This window comes from Sandaracinaceae bacterium, assembly GCA_020633055.1.
GTDB lineage: Bacteria > Myxococcota_A > Polyangia > Polyangiales > Houyiibacteriaceae > JADJJE01.
Genome location: JACKEJ010000005.1, coordinates 928374 through 943690 on the forward strand (window position 1 = coordinate 928374; position 15317 = coordinate 943690).

The window sequence follows — 15317 nt, forward strand, 5'->3', positions numbered from 1 at the left end:
TTGGCGGCATGGAGGGTGTATGAAGCAGAGAGACAACGTAGTTCAAGATCGTGCCTGACCCCGACGCCTCCGCCAACCCCCTCGTGCCTCGCCGCCTCGCGGAGGCGTTCCGCGCCGAGGTCGACGAACGAGTCGAGGACGGCGACTTCGCGAAGCGAGAGGAAGTCGCGCTCGCGCTGGCGAACGAAGTCGTGCGCGGCGATCTAACCGCCGCGCTGGAGTCGATCGTGGCGTCGCACGGGACGGAGGACGTGCTCGTGGGCGATGACCGCTACCGGTTCCACGAGGCGGGCTCGCAGAGCTACGCGAGCTTCGTGGGTCCGCTCGACGTGGAGCGCCCGACGTTCCGCAAGGTCGGCGTCCGGAACGGCCCGACGGTCGTGCCGCTCGACCTCGCGGCGGGGCTGGTGCACGGCGCGACGCCAGCGTTCGCGGAGCGAATCGCGCGGGGCAAAGGCAAGGTCACGTCGCGTGATCTCTTCGACGACCTTATCTCGTCGCGCCGAGTCCCCCCGAGCCGGACGACCCTGGAGAACAAGGGCAACGCGATCGGATCCTCATTGCATCGCCGACAGGCCGTGGTGCGGGCGGTGGCCCGGCGCGCGGAGACGCTTCCGGACGGCGCGCGAACTCTGGTGCTCGGGCTCGACCGGACGTCGTTGCCACGTGTGTGGGGTCGCCCATTCGCCCCGAACGGTCGGAGCACGAGAGTCATCCCGCGTTCCGTGCGCCTACCACCGGGCAGTTCACGCGGGGCACCTCCGGTCATGTGGCCGAACATGCGTGATGCACACCACACGACGACGTGCGAGTATCGGGCCATGGGACGACTGCTGATTCTCTCGCTCACCATCCTCAGCGCCGTGGGGTGCACCCGATACACTGGCGCAGTAGCGCTGACCCCCGCCGAGAACGGTTCCACCTGGGTGTTCATTCAGACATCCAAGGACCGCAACACGGGGGTGTACCACTGCGCGCCACCGCAGGCGCCGGGGGGAGAGGCGACATGCACCCGTGTCGTGCTCCGCTGAGTCGTTGCCGCACTCCACCGACGCTCGCTCCGAGCGCGTTCGACGCTCAGTAGCGTCAGCATCCGGGCGAGTTCGCAGTAGCCCGCATAGCCAGCGTGCCCATAGCCAGCATGAACGCTCTCTTGTAAGTGTATGGGCGCGCTGCCAAGCGCTGGATGTCCATGATGCTTCCCGCCTGCGCGTCGTCGTGTTGGCCAGGCGGGCCCATGCGGCAGACGCGTTCTTTGTAGAAGGCGTCGATCACGCGGCGCGCTACGCCGCAGACTTCCAGCGTGAGGCCGCGGTCGAAGGCCATGTGCCAGCGCAGCTCGAAGGGAGGTGAGCACCCACTGGCGCGTCCGCACCAACGAGAGCACGCGCTCCACCAGGTGCTTGGCCTGGTCAGCCATGCGGCGTACCTCACGCGGTGGACGCACGAGCATCCGTCGATGCACGCCCGCGCTGCTCGGCCGAGGTGAGCGCCGTGTCGGAGAATCTGCTCCGCACGCATCGCGCCGACCTCTTCTGGGACGCGAGCGATCACCAGTTCTGCCCCTCGAGGGAGGCGGCAGAGGAGCTCGTCGCTTCGATGCGCGTCGAGTACGCGCTGCGCGTTCCGGACGAGGCGGACCGACGACAGTGAGCGGAGGCGCGGAACCCGCAGCGAGTGGTCGATGGGGATCGATTGTGGCTCTGCACTTGGGTACGGTGCGGAAATGCGAGGAGAGCGTCGACAGCTCCAGAGCGTCGCGAGCAGCCAAGCTGGGCTACCCGACGAGCCTGAAACGTGTTGGAGTTCCCTCTGGCCCCACTAGCGACCGCTCCTCGAGGAACCACCATGTCTCTGTTTCGCGTCAGCGCCGATCCTCACGTCAACGGGCTCATCGAGAAGTGCGGCTACGCCACGGCCGCGCTCACCATCATCCCCATCCCTGGGTCCGAGGTCATCGGCGTGATGCCCCTCCACGTCGGCATGGTGGTGGGCATCGCTCACCACCACGGGCAGAACCTCACCACCGAGACCGCGACCGAGCTGCTGATTCAGATTGGCACCACGGTTGGGGCGTCGCTGCTGGGCTCGCGCGTCGCGACGACCGCCGCCAAGTTCGTCCTGCCGGGGCTCGGCGGCATCATCGCGGCGCCCTTCATGTTCGCCAGCACGCTCGCCATTGGGGCCGTGGCCGACCAGTGGTTCAACAGCGGGGGCACGCTCTCCGAAATCGAGATGCGGGCCCTGTACGAGCGCACGGTCAAGAGCGCCAAGTCGTCGTTCCAGACCGACAGGATGAAGGACAGCGGCGCCATGCAGCAGGCGCGCGAGGCGGTTGGTCGCGCGAAGGCGGGGGACAGCGCCGCGGCCCCGACGGGCGGCACGAGCAGCCCTGCGCCGAGCGGCAGCCCCGACCTCGTCAGCCGGCTCCGGCAGGGCAAAGAGATGCTGGCCGCAGGCTTGATCGACCAAGCGGAGTTCGACGCGCTCAAGGCGCGCATCCTCAGCGAAATGTAGGCCCGTCTCGGAATTGGGGCGAAGCCCACAGATGTTTGTGCTGGACGGTACTGCCACTCAATAGTCGAACACGTCTCGGCGAGACCGAGACGACGTCAGCGCCTTCGGCGCATCCGCGCGACGGCCAGAGCTGCGAACAGCAGCCACGCGTGCGGCTGCGGTTGATTCGCGCCCGCGCGACAGGTGCAGCCGCTCGCGGGCGATGCCGTGCCGCCATCTGCGCGCGTGCCGGCATCGAGCACAGCGCCACCCGCGTCGCCTGTCCCCGAGCCGGCATCGGGCACAGGCACGCAGCCGCCTGACGTGTCGCGCATCGTGCCCGTCGGACAGACGCACTCCGCCGGCGCACCCGTTTGGTTCTCGCAGACCTCTGTCCCTGCGCAATCGAGCGCGCCGCTGGTGCACTCATCGACGTCTTCGCAGCTCGTGCCCGAACCGCCCCACCCGGGGTCGCACTCGCACGCGTAGCCCTCGTCGGTGTTGGTGCAGGTCGCGTGCTCGTCGCAGTCGTCGCTGCCTTCAGCGCACTCGTCGGCGGGCACGCAGTCGCGGCCGCCGCTGGTGCCGGGCGCGTCGCTGAAGCCGGGACCGCAGGCGCACGTGAAGGTGGGCGGCATGCTGGTGCAGATCGCGTTGTCGTCGCAGTCGTCGCTGCCGCGCGCGCAGTGATCGGTGGGTACACACGTACCGGAACCCGAGTCGGCCCAGTCCGGTGCGTTGCAGGTGCAGATGAAGGAGCCGGTCACGTTGGTACACGCCGCGTTCACGTCGCAGCCGGCGATGTTCTCGGCGCACTCGTCGACGTCGATGCAGCCCGCGGCCCCATGTCCCTGACGGACCGGATCGTTCCGCCAGCCCGGTCCGGGGCAGGTGCACGTGAAGTCGTTGAGTGAGGTCGGCGAGGGGTTGGGGTCGTTGCACACCGCCGCCGGAGAGTTGTCGCAGTCGTCGGTGCCCATCGAGCACTCGTTGCCGACCCGACAGGTTCGCGGGGTCCCGTCCTGGAGATAGCCCACTTGGCAGCTGCAGGTGTAGCCCGGTGCGGACCAGGAGCCGAGGGATGTCTCGGTGCATCCCTGTCCGTCTTGGCCGCCGACGCCAAAAGGGCCACAGGGATGACCCGCGCACTCGTCGACGTTCGCGCAACCGTCCGCGTCCCCGGCGCCGGTCGTCCCCGGCGGGCACGTGCACATGAAGAAGGGCGCAGCGCCGAGCTCGCTGCAGCTCGCCGTCGCGATGCAGTCCACGCCGACGATGCCAGTGCAGCTCCCGTCCGCGCTGCCGCCCACTGCGACGGAGCACGCTTGGCAGGTGCCGCCGCACGCGCTGTCACAGCACACGCCGTCGACGCAGAACCCGCTGCCGCATTCTTCGCTGGTCGTGCACGCGTCGCCCTGCGCGCGCAGCACCGTCACCGAGCCGACGATGGGAGAGCGGCGCGGATGATCGCCCGCCAGCGTTCCATCGCCGTCGACGCTCGTCGCCCAGAGCGTGTAGGACGCAGGCCCGGTCGCGTCCGGGGTCCAGGACATCGTCCAGCTCGCGGGCAACGCGAGCGCCGCGCTCTGCGTGGCCTCACCCTCGACGACGACGCTCCCGGCGCCCGCCTCCAACGTGCCCCCGCTGACGATCAGCAAGAAGCCGCCCGCGCTGCCCTCCCCCTCGACCTCGACGGTCACGTCGACCGGCTCGCCGAAGACGGGCGCGCTCGCGAAGCGAAGGCTCACCGACGCGGACGGAGTGTTCGGCGCGTGGCAGTTCGCGCACCCCGCAGGCCCCGCGAAGTCGGCGCTGGTGGCACCGCCCGCATACGCGAAGGCCGTGGAGGCATGGCAGAGGAGCGCAATGAACGAAACGTGGGCGAGGGAGCGCATGAACGCGATTATCACGCCGCCAGACGTCGCCGCCTAGAGGGCGATCCAGGTTTGGATCGAGATAGAACGCGAGTGGGGCGTTGACTGGTGATGTCGAGCGGACCCAAGGCGACCCCTTTGACGATGTGCCACCGAGTTCCAGGTGTTCTGAAGCGTCTCGTGCGTCGGCAACGCGCTCCGTTTGGCGAGCTGCAGCGTGCCCGCGTCCTACTGCTCGCCCCCGGGGCCGGAGCGCGGCCCACGAAGCGCTGGGCGAAGCGGGTGAGCTCGGGCCTCGCGGAGCTCGTGCCCACCTCACGGCCGACGACGCTCGGGAGCATCGGACGCGACGTGCTCGAGGTGGACGGCGCCCACGTGGAGCTCGGCGACGACTTCCGTGACGAGACGCTCACGCGGGTGATGGCGGTGCGGGAGGGCCGTGCCGCTGTGACCGCCTTGTGGCTAGCCTCGCTCCCGAAAGATATCGGCGCTACCCTGCGCACGGACCATGGGCAGGACGGTGCGAATGAGGCGTGCAGTAGTGATGGGTTCGCTGATCTTTCTGATGGCTTGCTCCGGCGAAGACACACGCGAGAACACCGCGAGCGTCGTCAGCGGGGTGGTCGAGCGACTCAAGGCGCTGGTCGCAGGGGTCCAGGAGGGGACCGCGCAGGGACGCGAGAACACCGAGGGGGCATCCGGTGCTCGCACGCTCACCCGCGCCGAGGCGATTCACGATGCGGTGTCCTTCGAGGTCCTCGAGGTCAGCACCAACGAAGGCGAGACGCAGGTCGTCATCGCGGCCGGCACCGAGGCCGAACAGCCCATTCACATCGCCGACGTGCTGGCCGAGGGCAACGTCATCCTGCTCGACGCCGATGGGTTCGCGACCCCGCTCCGCAGCGGGGACGACACCATCGTGATCGCCGCGAACGCGAGGACGCGCGTGACGTTCGTGTTTGCGGGCGAGGTCACCAACGCAAGGACCCTGCGTCTGTGGGGCCGGGAGACGCCCGTCCCCACAGAGTGACACCATGCAAAACCAGTCGACCTGGATCGACTGTGGCGCTGCACTTGGGCATCTGCGGACGTGCAAGGAGAGCGCGCCCCCGCGATGGCCTGTCAAGTCGCCGGCCCCGCGCGCCCGCTGCAGCATGACCTGCGTGGCGTGTCCCTCGACTCATCCGGGGCGTGCCATGGCGTAGCCTTCGTAGAAGCTGAGCGCTTCGGCGAACTTGGGCTCCACCACGACCTTGCCCTCCATGTCGAGGTAGCCCCACTTGGTCCCCGCTTGAAAGGCGATTCGCCCGTCGGACGGCGACCGGAGCAAGTCGTGGACGGGTGGCATGACGATGCGGCCCGACTCGTCCATCAACGCCCATTTTCCAGCGTTCTTCACGGGCACCAAGCCCTCGGAGAAGTTCTCGACCGCGTCGAAGGTGGGCTCGTGCACGATGGTGCCGTCGGCGGTCAGCGCGCCGAACTTTCCATTGACGCTGAACCAGGCGAGCGCCGAGGTGATGCTGTAGGTCTTCCAGTTCGTGCCCTGCAAGACCTTGCCCGCGGAGGTCACGTAGGCGCCCGCACCCGAGTGGAGAACCACCGGAGCCAGCTCACCGCGAAACCCGTACGCGGCCTTGAACTGGTAGTCCGCCATCAGCTCACCCGCACCGTTGACGTAGCCCCAGTCGGAGCCTCTACGCGCGACCGCGATGAACGAGCCCGTCCCGAGACGACCTCTCCCCAACTGCTCGTAGGTGCCGGGTACCCGGGTTCCATCGGCGCGTACCAGACCCCAGTCCGTCTCGAACTTCACGCCGGCCACGCCGTCCACGAAGCCCGTCGTCTCGGTGAACGGACCCTCGAAGGCCCACGTTCCGTCAGGCTTCAGGAAGCCAGCCTGCCCTTCTCGCTCGGCGTAGGCGAGACCGTCCGAGAACGCGTAGAGCCTCTTGAAGCCGTCAGCGAGCACGTCCCCAGACAGCGTCCGCAGCGCATAGACCCCACCGCGACCGGTTCGGACGCAGCCTCCCGACACGTCCCCGACGAAGTCGAAGACGGGCTCCAACACCCAGCTGCCGTCCGGCGCGAGCGCGCCCATGGGACCGTTGGCGGTGGCCGCTGGCGCCACCCCTTCCACGAACGGATGAATCAGCTTGAAGCTCGCGGAGGTCCGGTGTCGCCCGTCCGCGCCGATCAAGCCAAGGCGCTGAAAGGACCCCGCTCGGCCACATCCCCCCTGCCACTTGTCGAGCATCTCCCACACCGGCGCGACCACCCACTCCCCCGCCTTGTCGATGTAGCCGTAGCGCCAACCCACCCCGGTACGCGTGTCGAGCTTCCTGACGATGGCGGACGCCGGGTCCAGCGAAGGCACGGTCGCGTTCTCCAGCTTGTAGCGAGCACCATCCACCAGCTCCACGAACGTGGTGTCGCCCGCGCTCAGCACGTCGCGCACTGGCAACGACATGGGTTGTGCCTGGAGCAGGCGCGGACCGTCGGTCCCGAGCGTCCACAGGTGAATGCCCGCGTTCTCCGCATGAGCATGTGCCGCACCGATCACCAAGAGGGTGCCTTGGTTCATGCTCCACATGGCGTCGTGCGAGAAGACGTCCACGAACCAGTGGAGCGCACCCGTCGCGTCGTACACGTCCAGCTGCGCGTCGAGGTCTTTGCCACGATGCAGGATGGCCGTCTCGCCGTCGCGCACCGCAGCCACCGAGAGCACGGGACCGGGAAGCATCGGCAGCGTGCGCCAGGCGCCGGAGGGGAGCAGCTCGTGGACCACCTGACCCTCCCACAAGAGCACCCGCGAGCCGTCCCATGCCCACGCGTACTCGAGCGACTTCATGCGAAGCGGTGGGACCACCGTCACCGTGCTCCCATCGCCCACGTTCACCAACGAGATCTCGTGCTCATCCCCCACGCGTCGTGTCGCGAGCGCGAGGCCACTCACGGTGGACGACTGTATCCAGTCGTGGTTGGCGGCCAACGCCTCGGGCGTCGTCGTGCCCCACTCGTCCGTCAGCGAGAGCTCGATGGTGTGCCCCAAGCGCTTGCTCTGGCTCGGCGGTGGCGGTGTCGGCTCGAGCTTCATCCCGTCGATGAACTTCCGGTGGTCTGCCACCGTCGTGCTCCGAGCGGCCGCCTCGAGCCCCAGGATCTCGAACCCATGGCTGCCTCGCAGCATCGACCCATCGGTCGTCAGCGCGCCGATGTCACAGGGGAGCTTGGCGATGCTGGTCAGACGACTCCCGTCCGTGCGCAGGAACAGCGTGCCCCAGGACTTCTCATCGGGTGGCTCACGACGGACACAGAGCGCGGAAAGAGCGGGCACCCGCTCGATGGACTCGGCGTTGATCTGCAGGCTCGCGACGAGCTTCCCCGAGTGCTCGCTGAGCACGTGTAGCAGGCCGGGCGTGCGCATGGCGGGGAGCGTGGTCACGTTCCCGAGCTTCTTGACCGCGGGAAGCTCCGCCACGTCGGGGTCCTGGGGATCGAGCGCATGGTCCCCGGCGCGCGTCAGCACGCCGACGAACTCGCGGTCGAGCCACACCACCCCGACCTGCTGTGGCCCCTGCAGCACCACGCGCGCATCACCGGAAACGAGGTCGACGACGCGCATGCAGACGGGTGACCCCACCAGCAGCTTTCGACCATCCGGCGACAGCGCAGCCAGATCGCGATACGAGCGTGTCGAGGGGAGCGAGAGCTCCTGACCGGTGGAGGCGCCATGCTCGGTGATCAGGACGCGCTCTCGGCCGTCCTCGTGCGGCACGAACAGCACGTCGCGCCCTGCGCCTGGCCAGCGCAGCGGCTCCTCACGCGCGGTGTCGCTCGGCACGGAAGCGCTGGTGAACCCCACGATGGGCGCGAGGCCGACCTGACCCTTCTTGGCGGCAGCCAGCGCCTTCTTGCGGAGACTGGCCGTGACGGCGGGGTCCGCGAAGTACGTGGCGAAGCGGAGGTCGGCGGCGGAGGGGGGCGCGACGAATCGGTTTCCGGAGCCGGGCTGGATGCGGTCGGCCAAGTCCGCCAAGCCATCGGGATCGAAGGGTAGGTCTGCGTCGACCTCGGGCGCCTCTCGTGCGTCCAGCCGGTCGCGTAGGAACGCGAAGAACGCGCTCGTGCTGTGGTAGCGGGCGACGAGGTTGTCCGGAGTGGGGTCCTCCAGCTCCACGACGATGATGGTGATGGTGTCGTCTGCCCACGCGACCCCGAACTCGCTCATGCCGCCACCGTCGGCGCCGAGCCGGAGTGTCTTGGTGGGATCGAGCCCTGCGAGAGCGGCGTCAGGGTCCTCATCCAGCGCGTCGAGCGACTGGGCGATGGCGTCCGCCAGTGAGTCCACGGAATGAGCGGGCCACAGGTCGAACTCCCCGAGGTCGATGTGATAGCCGTGTGTGGCGAGCGCGTCCGCCAGGCTCCGGATGATGTCCGGCGCGCCGTCCAGCCCGAGCGCGATGGCGCGCGGCTCGTTGAGCAGGTGACCCTTCTCGCGGATCTGGGCCTCCAGCGCGCGGACGAAGCTCGAGGCATCACGGCCGGCGGCGAGGGGAGCCGCTGCGCGCTGGGCTGGCGTTGCCCCTTGCGTGCCCGTGGGCGCGAGCTTCGCATCGACGTCGGTGGGCGCAGGGTTCGCACCGGACCGCAGCACCTCCAGCAGCTCGGCCTCCCCCAGCACCATCACCCCGAGCTTGTCCGCCTTGTCCTTCTTGGACCCCGCCTTGTCACCGGCGAACAACACGTCCGTCTTCTTCGAGAGCGACTCGCTCACGACGGCGCCGAGCGCCCGCAGCTTCTGCGTCGCCTCTTCCCGCCCGAACGACGAGAACTTCCCGGTGAGAACGACGACCTTGCCTTTGATGTCCACGAGCTTCTCCTCCCTTGAACGGAGGAGCCCAACCGCCTCGTGGCGCGGCCTCCTCACGAAAGCCTCGCGACGGTAGCACGTGTGGACGCCCCCGCCTCAATCCCATGACCGAACTCGACGTGCGGCACGCGCGCGCGACAAGACGGGGCTCGGGGGAGCGCGGTCAGATGCTCGCGGCGCTCCTCACGCACCATCAGGTGCAAGTTCTGCGTCTGCCCCTGAGCCAACACGGCGAAGCTCACGTCCACGAGCCCGTAGCCAGCATGAACGCTCCCTTGTGAGTGTACGGAACGCCTAACAGCGGGTCGATGCCGCGGTTACTCGGCCTGGTATTCCGACATGGGGATAGCCTCTACCCTGCGTGCGCTGACGGCCTCGACAAATGCCCGTCCGTTCCATCGCCATGTCTCGACGCGCCGTCTGCTCGGACAGCACATGGCGTCGTCTTCTGTGAACACGGCACGAGTCAGCACGAGCCCATTGGCATCAGCGCTTCGGAGGTCGAGTCGGGTATCCCCGCCGTACTGCTCGAGTCGAGGGTCGCTGCCGAAGTGGTGGACGTTCCGAGGCCGATGCTCACCAGGAAGCATCGAGTAGACGCTGACGAAGCTGGACACCGATGTACCTCCGCTGAACATCACCTCGACGAAGATCGCCTCGTCCCACCCGTCACCCGTGAGATCAGCGAAGGTGGGTTCGCCGTAGTCGGTCCCTGGGTCCATGAAGTCGGGGTCCGGAGGACCATCCTGCGCCGCATGAAATGCTGGCCAGTCCACACCACGAACTGGGGATGGTGTCGTCCGAGGCGGCAGTGTGGGGGCAAACGGAGGGGTGGGAGAAACAGGTGTCGGAGCCACAGCAGGCGCTACGACCGGAGGCGTGGTGACGGGCCCGCAAACACATTCTGCGAATGCCCCCGTCGGCAGACACACCTGGGCCCCAGTCCCCCCCTCGGGACACGCGCACTGCACCGACGCGCCCGGAGTGCACATGGGTGGCGCCGCATCACTCACCCTGGCCCCGCATGCCGCTAGCGCCAGTGCCAGCCCCCCCGCCACCAAGCCGACCCGTGCCCGTTGGCAAGTCGCTGTTCCTGCCTCTCTCATAGAACTGACACTCCTCTGCAGCATCCTTGCGCGGAGCGAGCTTCTCACGGTCTGGCATCGAGGGAAAGCTCATGGCCCGCATGAAGCCACTATCGATCTTCGCGGCCACGAAGCGTTCGTAGGTCTCGACGCGGGATCGCGATCGTGATGTCACCTGGTCGATGCGACCCAAGGGCATGACGAAGCAGACCTGAAGCGTGAGGATCCCCTTCTCCTGCACCACCCGACGGGTCCGCAGCACCAGCTTGCGGGCTTCGACGGATACGGAGCTGATCATGGACGAGCGTCCCGTAGCGCTCATCCGCGACCGCGCTCGAAGAGTACTGGACGAACGGTGGCACGCGGGTGCGCGGTAGCGTACCCTCGCGACGCATGAGGGGGACATGTTCTACTTCGCGTACGTGCTGACGACAGAGGATCGCATCGTACAGTTTGGCGTCGGCGGCGCCGCGAGCCCCGAGGCGACCGCTGTGTCGGACTATCTGCTCCGCGCGCATGGGGCCGACCTCTTCTGGGACGCGAGCGATCACCAATTCTGCCCCTCGCGGGAGGCCGCAGAGGAGCTCGTCGCTGCGATGCGCATCCAGTACGCGCTGCTCGTTCCGGACGAGGTGGAGCGACAACCGTGAGAGGAACGACCCGGCGAGCCTGGAACGTGTCGTTGTTTGCTACGGCCCCGCTCGTGACCGCTCCCCGAGGTACCGTCAGGTCTCTCTTCGTTGATGCCGCACACGATGGTGAAGCTCTCGGTTGCCGTCTCGCCACCGCTCAACGCGAGGGTCACGGTGCCATGCTTGTGAGCGCTGGGCGCTCGGCTGACGACGTTGACGACCACGGAGCCACTGGGCACACTCGCGGGCGATGCTTCGCTTGGATACACACCTCGCGGCCTGGGGGCGCCACGCGAGGGTCAGCGACGCGCTGCTCGTGCTCGGATTGGTGCTGGCCGTCCCTGGCTGCGGTGACCTGCCGCTCCCGACCGACGCTGGCAGCGACGCGGCGCTCTGTGGCTGCGACGACGGCGTGTTCTGCAACGGCGTCGAGCTGTGTCAGCCGGGCTCTCCCCTGGCTGACGACCGCGGCTGCGTCGCGGGGGAGCGCCCGTGCCAGCACGGCTGCGAAGAGCTCACGCGGACGTGCGCAAGCTGCGATGCGAACACCGACGCGGACGGCGACGGCCACGTGAGCGCCGTCTGCGGCGGGAACGACTGCGACGATGGCGACGCCGACCGCTTCCCGGGCAACATCGAGGTCTGCGACGGAGCACACGACGAAGACTGCGACGACACCACGCTAGGGCAGCACGACTTCGACGGAGACGGCTTCAACTCACGGGTGTGCTGCAACGGGGCGTCCTGCGGCACCGACTGCGACGACAGCCGCGCGAACGTGCGACCGCTCGGAGGCGAGGTCTGTGACGGACGCGACAACGACTGCGACGGCATGGTGGACGAGGGCGTGGGCGTGCCGAGCTACCCCGACCTGGACCACGACCTGTACGGCGACGACAGCGTCGCGGCCGTGCTGCGCTGCCCTGGGACGCTCGGCTTCAGCCACATCCCCGGCGACTGTGACGACACCCGCGTGCAGCGGCACCCCGGCGCGCCCGAGGTGTGTGACGGGCTCGACAACGACTGCGACGCCGGCACCAGCGACGGCGCTACCGTGCCCTGGTACGTCGACGGCGACGGCGACGGCTTTGGCGACCCTGGCAGCGCGCCCATCCAGTCGTGTGCGCCCGTCGCAGGACGCTCGTTCTTGCCCTTGGACTGCGATGACGGCGACGGCAGCGTGCACCCTGGCGCCGCGGAGCGCTGCAACGGAGCGGACGACAACTGCGACGGCGCGCTCGGCCCAGGGGAGGACGATGACGGCGACGGCGTCCTCGGGTGCTCCGGCGCCACCCCGCGAGACTGCGACGACACGGACGGCAGCGCGTTTCCGGGGGCCACCGAGCTCTGCAACGGCGTCGACGACGACTGCGACGGCGCCGTGGACGAGGGGCAGCCAGCCGAAACCACGTACTACGCAGACCCTGACGGTGACGGCTTCGCGGGCGCGGGCGCCGTCACGCAGACGGCCTGCGCGCGACCCTCGGGCTACTCACCGCGTTTGGGCGACTGCGACGAAGGCGACGCCAGCGTCCACCCCAAGGCCGCAGAGCGCTGCAACGCGCGCGACGACGACTGCGACGGCGCTGTCGACGAGCGGCTGGTGGGCAGCGTGGGCTACCCCGACCTAGACGGCGACGGGGCTGGCGCGGGCACGCCACGGGTGGGCTGCGCGGGCGCGCTCGCGCCCACCTCGGACGACTGCGATGACGGCGACGCGCTCGCGTTTCCAGGCGCGGCTGAGCTCTGCGACGGAGTGGACAACGACTGCGACGGCCACACGGACGAGGCCGTGGTCGCGCGCGCCGTCCTGAGCGACGCGGATGGCGACGGCTACGGGCCTGTAGGCGACGCGCTGCTCAGCTGCGAGCGCCACGCGGGGGTGGCCCGCGCGGGGGACTGCGTCCCCGACAACCGGCTCGCATATCCGGGCGCACCCGAGCTGAACGACGCCGTGGACAACGACTGCGACGGACTGGTGGACGAGCACGTGGTGGCGGTGGACTTCTGGCCGGATGGCGACGGTGACGGCTACGGCGACGACCTCGCGTCCCCAACCCGCTCGACGCTCCCCATCGCTGGCCGAGTCACGCGCGCAGGCGACTGCAACGACGCCCTACCCCAGTTTCACGCGGGTGCGCCCGAGCTGTGCGACGGCTTCGATCAAGACTGCGACGAGCGCATCGACGAGGGCGCGGAGGCCGCCTGCAGCGCGCTCGGCACGACGGGCGTGTGCGCGTCCGGGCTGTGCGACCCCCCCACCTGCTACGGGGGCTTCGAGGACTGCGACGGTGACCTGCTCCTGTGCGAGGCCGACACCCGCTCGAACAGCGCTCACTGCGGCGGTTGCAACGCGCCCTGCGGGGTCGGCGACACGTGCCAGAGCTCCAGCTGCGTCGCGAGTCCGGTGGTGACGCTCGGCGTGGGTTGGGATGTCGGCTGCGCCGTCCGCCAGAACGGTACGCTCGCGTGCTGGGGGGGCTGCGTCTCGGGACAGCTGGGGGACGGGGACGACGCCACGCGCCGCGCCACCCCCGACACGTTGGCGCTGAGCGGGGTCACCTCCGTGTGCGTCGGCAACGTCGCTAGCTGCGCCGTCGCGGGAGGCGGCGTGTTCTGCTGGGGACCGGACGGTGTGGGTGAGACGGGACAAGGGGCCGTGGGCACGACCGCTTCGAGCCCGCTGCCCGTCGCGGGGCTCACCACCGACGTCGCCGCGGTGAGCTGCCTGGGGAGCACCGTGTGCGCGCTGCGCAGCCAGGGCGACGTGTGGTGCTGGGGCGCGGGCGCCTTTGACCAGCTGGGCCGCACGGGCGTGAGCGCGTCGGGGACCGCCATGGCCGTCCCGGGGGTCACCGGGGCCATGCGCGTGGAGGCCGGGGGCGACCACGTGTGCGCCGTCGTCGGACCCGCGCGGCAGGTGGTCTGCTGGGGCAGCAACACGGTCGGTCAGCTCGGCGACCCCGCGTTCCTGATTGGGCAGTCCAGCGCGGCGCCCAGAACCGTCCCGGGGATGACCGCGGTGGCGTCGCTCGCCGCGAGCCGCTTCAACACGTGCGCCGTGCGGGCCGACGGAACGCTCTGGTGCTGGGGCGGCGGGGACGGCACCTGTGTGGGCCAGGAGTGGTGCGGGCGCCTGGGCAACAACGGCTCGCCCAGCGGCAGCCGCAGCCCCGTGCGGATAGGCAGCCTCTCGGACTTCAGCAGCGTCGTCGGGGGCCACAACCACTTCTGTGCGTTGCGGCAGGGCGGCCAGCTCTTGTGCTGGGGCGCCAACGACCAAGGCGAGGTAGCTCCCACCACGCCAGGGGACCTGCTCGTTCCGACCCAAGTCCAGAACGGGGTCGCGCGCGTGGAGGTTGGCCGCGAAGGCACCTGCACCGTCGACTTCGGCAACGTAGTGCGCTGCTGGGGCGTCAACGACTGCCACCAACGCGGCCCAAGCGACAACGACCCAACCGGGGCGATGGAGCTGATCCCGGGCTATCCGTGAAGCGCCCAGCCCGTGGCCAGAATGAACGCTACCCCGCCACGACGCAGAGGGCCGACACCAGGACGACCCAGCGCGTGAGCCTCTGTCCACCCCGCGCGCCGTGCCCAGGACGGAGTGTGCGGCAACCCCGCGTACCGAACGGAGCCGCGGGCTCACGCATCGGGGTCGCGGCAGTCCTCGCGCCGCTATCGAACGCTCTCCAGCTCGATCGAGGGGTTTCCGTAGCCGTCGCAGGCCCGATCTATCATGCTCGCACAGAAAACATTCGAACTGGATTGGCCCGGGCGAACTGAATAGAAGGTTATGTCTTTGTCCATGTCGCCACTTGAAGCATGCACCCGGATCGTCACGGTCTCATCCGTGTTGTTCACGGCCCGGATGTTGACACTCGATCGGTTCATCTCGTAGCGCCAGTAGAACGCGATACCTCCGTACCTCGGCCCGGATTGCCAGCTGTTTCCCTGTGCATGGGCGATCGGGGTGGACGTGGTCGTCGTGAGCATCAGCGCTCCGAGCGCCAGCCCCCCGACCAGAATCGCCTCGAGTGTGAATCGGTGTTTCACGTTCCGCTTGTCTCCGTGTTTCGGTGCCAACCATGGGCGCGCCGTCCGCGCATCCGTGGACGAGGCATTTCTCGAACTCTTTCTGCCATGAGCCCCAGCGCTGCGGGATCACTCGTTCGAGGGATACCGCACGCTTCCGTGGCATTCCTGGTCGAGTCGGACGCCAGGCCCGGCGAGCCCCCGACAAGGCTCACACGGGTCGACGTGGGTTGCGTCCCGGTGTCGCTGATCGGTCACGAAGCCGTGGCGCTGGCGTCCGCCGCTGGGATGGCGGCGGATGCCAGGCGGGCGCACCAAGAAA

At 68.9% G+C, this 15317-nt stretch carries 13 protein-coding genes; 7 read left to right on the plus strand and 6 right to left on the minus strand.

Annotated elements, in window-relative coordinates; genetic code table 11:
* Nucleotides 1–50: 50 nt before the first annotated feature.
* Nucleotides 51–1031, plus strand: a complete 981-nt coding sequence (locus H6726_08805; GenBank protein ID MCB9657731.1) for a hypothetical protein — start codon at nucleotides 51–53, stop codon at nucleotides 1029–1031.
* Nucleotides 1032–1086: 55 nt separating this feature from the next.
* On the opposite strand, the gene H6726_08810 is transcribed toward H6726_08805, so the two are convergent.
* A complete protein-coding gene (locus tag H6726_08810; GenBank protein ID MCB9657732.1) occupies nucleotides 1087–1326 on the minus strand; it encodes a hypothetical protein in 240 nt (79 codons plus the stop codon).
* Between the two features lie 168 nt (nucleotides 1327–1494).
* Between H6726_08810 and H6726_08815 the strand changes: the two genes are divergently transcribed.
* Both H6726_08815 and H6726_08820 read left to right on the plus strand, forming a co-directional pair.
* Nucleotides 1495–1653, plus strand: coding sequence for a hypothetical protein (locus H6726_08815; protein MCB9657733.1), 159 nt, complete (start codon nucleotides 1495–1497; stop codon nucleotides 1651–1653).
* Nucleotides 1654–2235: 582 nt separating this feature from the next.
* Entirely contained in the window at nucleotides 2236–2517 is a 282-nt protein-coding gene (locus tag H6726_08820) for an SHOCT domain-containing protein (GenBank protein MCB9657734.1), read from the plus strand.
* Between the two features lie 95 nt (nucleotides 2518–2612).
* Here H6726_08820 and H6726_08825 read toward each other — a convergent pair whose 3' ends face one another.
* Complete coding sequence (locus H6726_08825; GenBank protein MCB9657735.1) at nucleotides 2613–4391, minus strand: hypothetical protein; 1779 nt, start codon at nucleotides 4389–4391, stop codon at nucleotides 2613–2615.
* 523 nt (nucleotides 4392–4914) lie between these two features.
* Here H6726_08825 and H6726_08830 point away from each other — a divergent pair.
* Nucleotides 4915–5400 carry a hypothetical protein gene (locus H6726_08830; GenBank protein MCB9657736.1) on the plus strand — a complete coding sequence of 162 codons (486 nt, stop codon included), beginning with the start codon at nucleotides 4915–4917 and terminating at the stop codon, nucleotides 5398–5400.
* A 150-nt stretch (nucleotides 5401–5550) separates the two neighbouring features.
* Here H6726_08830 and H6726_08835 read toward each other — a convergent pair whose 3' ends face one another.
* Complete coding sequence (locus tag H6726_08835; protein ID MCB9657737.1) at nucleotides 5551–9243, minus strand: WG repeat-containing protein; 3693 nt, start codon at nucleotides 9241–9243, stop codon at nucleotides 5551–5553.
* Nucleotides 9244–9347: 104 nt separating this feature from the next.
* On the opposite strand from H6726_08835, the gene H6726_08840 reads away from it, so the two are divergent.
* Entirely contained in the window at nucleotides 9348–9524 is a 177-nt protein-coding gene (locus tag H6726_08840) for a hypothetical protein (protein ID MCB9657738.1), read from the plus strand.
* A gap of 36 nt (nucleotides 9525–9560) precedes the next feature.
* Here H6726_08840 and H6726_08845 read toward each other — a convergent pair whose 3' ends face one another.
* Both H6726_08845 and H6726_08850 read right to left on the minus strand, forming a co-directional pair.
* Entirely contained in the window at nucleotides 9561–9965 is a 405-nt protein-coding gene (locus H6726_08845) for a hypothetical protein (protein MCB9657739.1), read from the minus strand.
* A 283-nt stretch (nucleotides 9966–10248) separates the two neighbouring features.
* Nucleotides 10249–10626 (minus strand): hypothetical protein, encoded by a 378-nt coding sequence (locus tag H6726_08850; GenBank protein ID MCB9657740.1) that lies wholly within the window; start codon nucleotides 10624–10626, stop codon nucleotides 10249–10251.
* A 106-nt stretch (nucleotides 10627–10732) separates the two neighbouring features.
* Here H6726_08850 and H6726_08855 point away from each other — a divergent pair, with 106 nt between their 5' ends.
* Together H6726_08855 and H6726_08860 are read left to right on the plus strand one after the other, a co-directional pair.
* Entirely contained in the window at nucleotides 10733–10978 is a 246-nt protein-coding gene (locus tag H6726_08855) for a hypothetical protein (protein ID MCB9657741.1), read from the plus strand.
* A gap of 232 nt (nucleotides 10979–11210) precedes the next feature.
* Entirely contained in the window at nucleotides 11211–14453 is a 3243-nt protein-coding gene (locus H6726_08860; protein MCB9657742.1) for a hypothetical protein, read from the plus strand.
* A 185-nt stretch (nucleotides 14454–14638) separates the two neighbouring features.
* Here the strand turns inward: H6726_08860 and H6726_08865 are convergent, their stop codons facing one another.
* Nucleotides 14639–15016 carry a hypothetical protein gene (locus tag H6726_08865; GenBank protein ID MCB9657743.1) on the minus strand — a complete coding sequence of 126 codons (378 nt, stop codon included), beginning with the start codon at nucleotides 15014–15016 and terminating at the stop codon, nucleotides 14639–14641.
* Nucleotides 15017–15317 lie beyond the last annotated feature (301 nt).

Excerpts from the sequence above, each read along its gene's own strand:
- H6726_08840 (MCB9657738.1), top strand. The coding sequence starts at position 9,348 with ATGACCGAACTCGACGTGCGGCACGCGCGCGCGACAAGACGGGGCTCG.
- H6726_08860 (MCB9657742.1), top strand. The coding sequence starts at position 11,211 with ATGCTTCGCTTGGATACACACCTCGCGGCCTGGGGGCGCCACGCGAGG.
- H6726_08820 (MCB9657734.1), top strand. The coding sequence starts at position 2,236 with ATGCGGGCCCTGTACGAGCGCACGGTCAAGAGCGCCAAGTCGTCGTTC.
- H6726_08810 (MCB9657732.1), bottom strand. The coding sequence starts at position 1,326 with ATGGCCTTCGACCGCGGCCTCACGCTGGAAGTCTGCGGCGTAGCGCGC.
- H6726_08825 (MCB9657735.1), bottom strand. The coding sequence starts at position 4,391 with ATGCGCTCCCTCGCCCACGTTTCGTTCATTGCGCTCCTCTGCCATGCC.
- H6726_08830 (MCB9657736.1), top strand. The coding sequence starts at position 4,915 with ATGGGTTCGCTGATCTTTCTGATGGCTTGCTCCGGCGAAGACACACGC.
- H6726_08855 (MCB9657741.1), top strand. The coding sequence starts at position 10,733 with ATGTTCTACTTCGCGTACGTGCTGACGACAGAGGATCGCATCGTACAG.
- H6726_08850 (MCB9657740.1), bottom strand. The coding sequence starts at position 10,626 with ATGATCAGCTCCGTATCCGTCGAAGCCCGCAAGCTGGTGCTGCGGACC.
- H6726_08845 (MCB9657739.1), bottom strand. The coding sequence starts at position 9,965 with ATGGACCCAGGGACCGACTACGGCGAACCCACCTTCGCTGATCTCACG.